A 6868-nucleotide genomic window follows, 5' to 3' on the forward strand; every position below is an offset into this window, starting at 1 on the left:
ACACTCACATAATATTGTTGTCCTACAATGAATTTGTGTTCGAAAGAAAATGAATTCGAAAAGTGATAATCCAAATGGGGGTACAAGACATGGTTATGAAAAAAGGTATTAAATTCTCTTTAGCAGCTTTAGTGGTAGCAGGAGCATTAGTTGGGTGTGGAAAAGCAGAAGATACAACTAGTAAAGAAACTGCTAAAGGAAGCGATAATACAAAACAAGAATTATCGGGTACGATTGCAGCAGCTGGTTCTACAGCTCTTCTACCTCTTGCGGAGGAAGCTGGAAAGAAATTCATGGAGAAAAATTCAAAAGTTTCTATTCAAGTTCAAGGTGGCGGTAGTGGAACTGGGATTAACCAAGTAGCATCTGGTGCAGTACAAATTGGTAATTCAGATGTTCCGTCCGGAGATAAAATAAAAGATGCTGAAAAGGCGAAAGAATTAGTAGATAACAAGGTAGCGGGTATTGCATTCGCTCTTGTTGTAAATAAAGATGTAAAAGTTGATAACTTAACAGTGCAACAAGTACAAGATATCTTCACTGGAAAAGTAACAAACTGGAAAGAAGTAGGCGGAAAAGATGAAAAAATCAACGTAATTAATCGTCCAGCTTCATCTGGTACACGTGCTACATTCGAAAAAACAATTATGAAAGACGCGAAAATCAATGATGGAACTGGAACAACACAAGATTCTAACGGTGCAGTAGAGCAAGCTATCAATTCTACTCCAGGTTCAGTAAGCTATTTAGCAATGTCTTACATGGTGGGCGATAAAAAAGGTGCACTGCAAACAGTGAAAATTGATGGTGCTGATCCAAAAGTTGAAAACATTGCGTCTGGTAAATATCCATTCTGGTCTTACGAGTATATGGTAACAAAAGGTGAAGCGAAAGAAGCAACAAAAGCTTACATCGATTATGTAAAAGGTAAAGACTTTGAAAAGCAAGTAGAAGATATGGGCTACATTCCAATGTCTAAATTAAATAAGTAATCAAATTTATGGGGCTGGCTGCAAGGCCAGTCCTGTTCATTTCAATCTGTGAAGTGGGGTCTGTCCTGTGATGAAGGGGAAAAAACAAATTAATTACGTGAAAAGTGAATATATAGGAAGATCACTTGTTACGTTTTGTGGTATTTTTATTGTTTTAATTACATTAGCTATTATTGCGTTTATTTGTGGTAAAGGAATTCAATCTTTTACACAAAGTGGCATCTCGTTTACTGAGATGTTAACATCGACAAAATGGAATCCAAATGCTGATCAAGGATCTTTTGGGGCTTTAATTTTTATTGTAGGTTCAACAGTGGTTTCGTTAGGTGCGGTTATTATTAGTGCGCCAATTGCTATAGCTCTGGCTATATTCATGAATTTAATTTCGCCGAAGTTTGGAAATAAAGTATTGAAGCCTGTTTTAGAATTATTAGTCGGTATTCCGTCAGTAGTATACGGATTATTAGGAGTTACGATTTTAGTTCCGCTATTACGTGATTCGTTCGGGGGAGTGGGCTTTAGTTTAATTGCGGGTATCGTTGTATTAAGTATTATGATTTTACCTACTATTGCTAGTATCGCTTCTGATGCAATACGCTCTGTTCCATTTGATTATTTAGAAGCTTCTTATGGCCTAGGATCAACGAAATGGCAAGCAATTAGCCGAGTGATTGTTCCTGCTGCGAAAAAAGGAATTTTAACAGGTGTTGTTTTAGGTTTAGCACGAGCTTTTGGTGAAGCGCTAGCCGTTCAAATGGTAATCGGGAATACGATTAAATTACCAGAAGGAATATATAGTCCGACAGCAACGTTAACTGGTATTTTGACAATGGACATGACAAATACATTGAACGGAACTGCTTGGAATAATGCGCTATGGACTTTAGCGATGATTTTACTTGTTATTTCATTCCTGTTTATTTTAGTAATTCGAGCGATTGGGCAAAGAGGTGAGCGATAATAATGAATGCAAGAACGGTAAATAAAGTTTGGACGGGTATCTTTTATGCGGTTGCTGCTTTGGTCGTAGCTATGCTAGTGTTCTTAGTGCTTGAAATTTTACAAAAGGGATGGGGTTTTTGGGATCCTAATTTCTTGTTTGGAGAACCAAGTAATACAAGAGCTGGTGGTGGGATTGGTCCGCAGTTATTCAATTCCTTCTACATGCTTGTTATAACGCTTATTATATCTATTCCTCTTGGACTAGGTGCTGGAATATATTTAGCAGAGTATGCAAAACAAGGGCGCTTTTTAAATTTTGTTCGTTTATGCATTGAGACAATGGCGTCTTTACCATCTATTGTTGTTGGTTTATTTGGTTTGTTAGTGTTCGTTACAATGACAGGCTGGGGATACACAGTAATGGGTGGTGCTCTTGCTTTAACTATTTTAAACTTACCAGGTTTAACACGTGTTTGTGAAAATGCTATTTCAGAAGTGCCTCATAATATAAAAGAGGCAAGTCTTGGATTAGGTGCAACAAAGTGGCAAACGATTGTTCGTATTATTATCCCATCGTCATTACCGCAAATTATTACAGGGATTATTTTAGCGGCGGGTCGTATATTTGGGGAAGCGGCAGCATTAATTTACACAGCGGGTTTAACATCCCCGATTTTAAATTCAGCAGCGGACTTCTCGAGTCCTGCGCATCCTTTAAATCCGTTTAGACCAGCTGAAACGTTAGCAGTTCATATTTGGAAGTTAAATTCTGAAGGGTTTATTCCAGATGCGAAGTTGATTGCGACAAAATCTGCAGCTGTATTAATTATTATGGTATTACTATTCAATGTCATTTCACGCTTGATAGCATCTGTATTGCATAAGCGCTTTACAGGAACGAAAAGAAAAAGTAAAACGACGAAGAAGATAAAAGCGGCATAAGTTACAAAGGAGAACTCTCTATTTATAAGTAGAGGGTTCTTTTTGCGTTTTAATATAGAAGGAAAAGGCGTAGCGATTGTTGAATTTGTAATTCGTTATATAGATAAAGAGGTGAAAATGAGGGAGTGGATTTAATTTGTTTTTTCTGCAAATGTCAGGTTTTCCAGGGGCGGGAAAATCCACAGTTTCTAAGTATATAGCGAAGTTAACAGGTGCTATAATTGTAGATCATGACGTTTTGAAATCAGCATTGTTAAAATCACTAGAAGTGAAAGGTATTGAATCAACGATTGTTGGTGGACTTGCATATGATGCCGAATGGGCATTGATTGATTCTTATTTAGAACAAGGGCATAGTGTTATATTGGATAGTCCATGTTTATATGAGGGAATGGTTGAAAAAGGGATTAAATTATCAAATAAACATGGTGTGAAATATAAATATATTGAGTGTTATCTTAATGATATGGAAGAGATTAATGTGAGACTGCAAACACGTAAGCGTATGATCAGTCAAATTGAAAAAGTGGAATCGGAAGTAGGTTTTAAAAAGTGGTTAAATGGTAGTAAGAAACCTTTAAATAGTGAATATCTTATTGTAGATTCTAGTGAACCTCTAGAGCGGTATGCGGAAAACATGATAGATTATATGAGTAGATAGAGAAAAGGCGTTATCTTCATTCGTGAAGATAACGCCTTTTGGTTTTAAATATCGGGTGTTTCTGTAGAAGTGCTTATTTTTCTACGGGAGCGCCTTTTTCTCCCGATTTTATCTAATAGTTCATACATAACTGGAACGACTACTAATGTAAGAACAGTTGAGACTGCTAAACCACCGATGACAACTACGGCTAAACTTTTTGATACCATACTTCCTGCTTGCGATTGACCGAATAAGAGTGGTAGCATAGCGACGATTGTTGTTATAGCCGTCATAATAATTGGACGTAGTCTAGTAGAACCTGCTTCAAGTAAGGCTTCTCTCGTTTCCAGTCCGTGTTCCCGATTTTGTTGAACTCTTTCTATTAATACAATAGCGTTTGTAACGACAATCCCGATTAACATTAATGCACCGATTAAGGAATTTACATCAACAGGTGTTCGTGAAATGATTAATCCTAAAATACCACCGACAGCAGCTAATGGCAGGGAGAATAAGATTGCAAAAGGAGCGCGTGCTTGCCCGAAGGTGATAACCATAATTAAATATACAATCCCGATTGCAATCCCCATAATTTTGAATAGATCTGTAAAATTCTCTTGCATAGATTCAGTAGCTCCTGCGATATTTACTTTTGCACCGCTAGGTAAATCTAAGTCATTTATCGCTTTATTTACTTCTATGTTTACTTTACTTAAATCTTCATTTGAAGCTTCGGCGGTAATTTGAATTGTTTCTTTTCCGTCTTTATGGAAAATTTCTGTTTGTGTTTGTTTTTCTGAAATAGTTGCGATGTCTTTTAAAGGAATTGGTCCATTAATAGGTGATAGTATGTTTGTGTTTAAAATATCGTCTTGTTTATTCATGTTTTCCTTTTTGTGTTCTATCATAATAGTAGTTTTTTCATTATTAATTGTAATTTCGCCAATAGGCGATCTCTTCATAAGGAATGCTACTTGTTGCGCAGCTATTTCTGGTGTTAAGCCTAGTTGTTCAGCCTTTGTTTGATCAATATGAATTTGCCATTCTTTCTTAGAGTCTTCTAAATTCGTTTTTACTTTAGAAAGATTATCCATGCTTTTTAGTTTTGTTTCGACGATAGTAGCCGTCTCTTTTAAATTCGCTTCGTTAGTAGCTGTTATGTTAAATTGCAAATTGTTTTCGCCGCCAGAGCTTGAATAACTTGTTTTTATATAATCCAGTTCAGCAGGCTCGAAAGTTTTATTTTCTTTTTTTAACTCTTTAATATATTGATCGATATCAGAACCTTTTTTAAAGACTACAAATATACTGGCAAGGTTATTTTTAGTTGTTTGCCCCCATTGTGCATCTTCTGCGCTAGATCCCATTCGTAAAATAACGTCTGTTACATCTGAATTAGAAAGTAGTTTCTTTTCGAAATCAAATGCTTTTTGTTTTTGAGCTTCAGTATTATAATCGGCTGGAAATGTCATGTTAATAGATAACATTGTGTCGTCTTCCGATTTTATGTTTGCTTTCGGTAGTAATATATAGGCTGCGATTGATCCTACAAATAATAAAAAGGCAGTAAGTAGAATAATGAATTTATGAGAAAGAGCCCACTTTAACGTAGCGACATATCTTGGTGAAGAACTTGGTTTTCGATGCTTTGTTTTTTTGAGTAGTAAAAAAGCCATAAGTGGAACAACTGTTAGTGCAACGATTAAGGACGATAGAATAGAATATACAACTGCTAATACCATAGGTAACATTAATTTTCCGATTGCTCCTGATACGAGGCCGATAGGTAAAAAAACAGCGACCGTTGTTAAAGTAGAAGAAGTAATTGCGACGGCGACTTCTTTCGTTGCATCGAGAATAATATCTTTAGAGAAAGAATCTTTTTGTAAACGGCGGAAAATATTCTCGATGACAACGATACTATCATCGACGAGACGTCCAACCGCAACAGCTAAACCACCAAGGGTTAAAATGTTAAGTGTGATGTTAGATTGATGTAGTAAAAAGAGTGTTAAGAAAATAGATAATGGAATACTGACAACAGCGATGAGTGTTGTTCGGAAGTTACGTAAAAAGATTAAGATAATTAGAGTTGCAGCGATTGCTCCAAGTATTACTTCTTTTCCCATGCTAGTAACAGCATTTTCAACTTGTTCATGGGTTGAGGCTAAAAGTTTAATAGAAAATTGATCTTTATATTGCTTATTTATCTCTTTAACTTTGTTATCAATCTCTTTTCCGATTGCAACTGCATTTTTACTTGGTTCTTTCATGATGATTAATCCTGTGCCTTCTTCTCCGTTTATATGTGAAATTGTATCGTAGTGTTGTTTGAGTTCAATTTGAGCAATGTCTTGTAATTTCACTTGAGGTGCTACAGTGATATTCTTAATGTCATTTGTATTTTTTATGTCCCCAATGACGCGAAGGTTGTATTCTTCCTGATTAACAGTAATTGCTCCAGCTGGAGTAGAAGTTTCTTTTCCTTGTAAAACAGTGAGTACCTGCTGTGATGTTACGTTTTTGTTTTTTAATAGATTCGGGTCAAGTACGATAGATAATTCAGAGGTTGATTTTCCGAAAAACATAACATTGGCAACACCATCAATACTTTCAAGTTGTGGTACGATTTCTTTTTCGATTTGTTTTTCATCGGCTTTTGAAAAACCGTTTTGTTTCTGGATAGTAATTTGGGCGAGTGGAATCATAGAAGTGTTTAATTGACTAACTACGGGCTTGGTTACATCTTTAGGTAATTTAATTGCATTGATGGCTTTTTCGACTTCGCGTGCTGCATCTTTCATATTTGCTTTGGACGTATACGCAATGTCGATGCGTGATAATCCTTCGTGCGTAGAAGAAGTGATGGTATCGATATGTTCCAAATTACGAAATTGTTTTTCGAGAGGGTCAGTTACGTCCTTTGTCATCGTTTCGGCGTCAAGTCCCTGAGATAAGGTTGTGACGGTGATTGCTGGATTATCGATACTTGGCAAAAATTCCATAGGTAATTTAGAGCCGGAATAAACACCGAGTATGGAAATGAGAAAAACCATGATGATAATGGCGGAGCGGTTTTTTAATGAAAACTTTGTTAACCTGTCCATAAAATAATTCCTCCATTGCTTTATTTATAGTTGAATACGTCCTTTCTTACTATATAACAAAAAATGGATATTTTTCATTAATTAAATGTAAAAAAATTCTAACAATATTCTTAAGTTTATATTTGCGTTGGAATGTTGTTATTTGTAGAGAATTAAATTTTTGAATGGGAAGGGGTTAATGCGTGTGGTTGGCTGTTTAATGGGGATGTAATTTTTTCTTACGGCTAATTTATCTCGTTATT

Annotated in this window: 5 protein-coding genes; 4 read left to right on the forward strand and 1 reads right to left on the reverse strand. The window is 35.9% G+C overall.

Annotation, left to right across the window (positions count from 1 at the left end):
- The first annotated feature begins 89 nt into the window (after positions 1-89).
- The 4 genes from MHI26_RS03630 (at position 90) to MHI26_RS03645 (ending at position 3537) form a co-directional block, all read left to right on the forward strand.
- Complete coding sequence (locus MHI26_RS03630) at positions 90-992, forward strand: phosphate ABC transporter substrate-binding protein PstS family protein (RefSeq protein WP_000245111.1); 903 nt, start codon at positions 90-92, stop codon at positions 990-992.
- Between the two features lie 70 nt (positions 993-1062).
- Positions 1063-1953 (forward strand): phosphate ABC transporter permease subunit PstC, encoded by an 891-nt coding sequence (pstC, locus tag MHI26_RS03635; RefSeq protein ID WP_000676676.1) that lies wholly within the window; start codon positions 1063-1065, stop codon positions 1951-1953.
- Between the two features lie 2 nt (positions 1954-1955).
- Complete coding sequence (gene pstA / locus MHI26_RS03640) at positions 1956-2876, forward strand: phosphate ABC transporter permease PstA (RefSeq protein WP_061668139.1); 921 nt, start codon at positions 1956-1958, stop codon at positions 2874-2876.
- Between the two features lie 136 nt (positions 2877-3012).
- A complete protein-coding gene (locus tag MHI26_RS03645; protein ID WP_061668140.1) occupies positions 3013-3537 on the forward strand; it encodes an AAA family ATPase in 525 nt (174 codons plus the stop codon).
- Positions 3538-3581: 44 nt separating this feature from the next.
- On the opposite strand, the gene MHI26_RS03650 is transcribed toward MHI26_RS03645, so the two are convergent.
- On the reverse strand, positions 3582-6626 hold the full coding sequence (locus MHI26_RS03650) for an efflux RND transporter permease subunit (protein WP_061668141.1): 3045 nt from the start codon (positions 6624-6626) through the stop codon (positions 3582-3584).
- Positions 6627-6868 lie beyond the last annotated feature (242 nt).

Origin of the sequence: Bacillus sp. FSL K6-1218 (assembly GCF_038006445.1) — a bacterium.
GTDB lineage: Bacteria > Bacillota > Bacilli > Bacillales > Bacillaceae_G > Bacillus_A > Bacillus_A thuringiensis_S.

Excerpts from the sequence above, each read along its gene's own strand:
- MHI26_RS03630 (WP_000245111.1), top strand. The coding sequence starts at position 90 with ATGGTTATGAAAAAAGGTATTAAATTCTCTTTAGCAGCTTTAGTGGTA.
- pstC (WP_000676676.1), top strand. The coding sequence starts at position 1,063 with ATGAAGGGGAAAAAACAAATTAATTACGTGAAAAGTGAATATATAGGA.
- pstA (WP_061668139.1), top strand. The coding sequence starts at position 1,956 with ATGAATGCAAGAACGGTAAATAAAGTTTGGACGGGTATCTTTTATGCG.
- MHI26_RS03650 (WP_061668141.1), bottom strand. The coding sequence starts at position 6,626 with ATGGACAGGTTAACAAAGTTTTCATTAAAAAACCGCTCCGCCATTATC.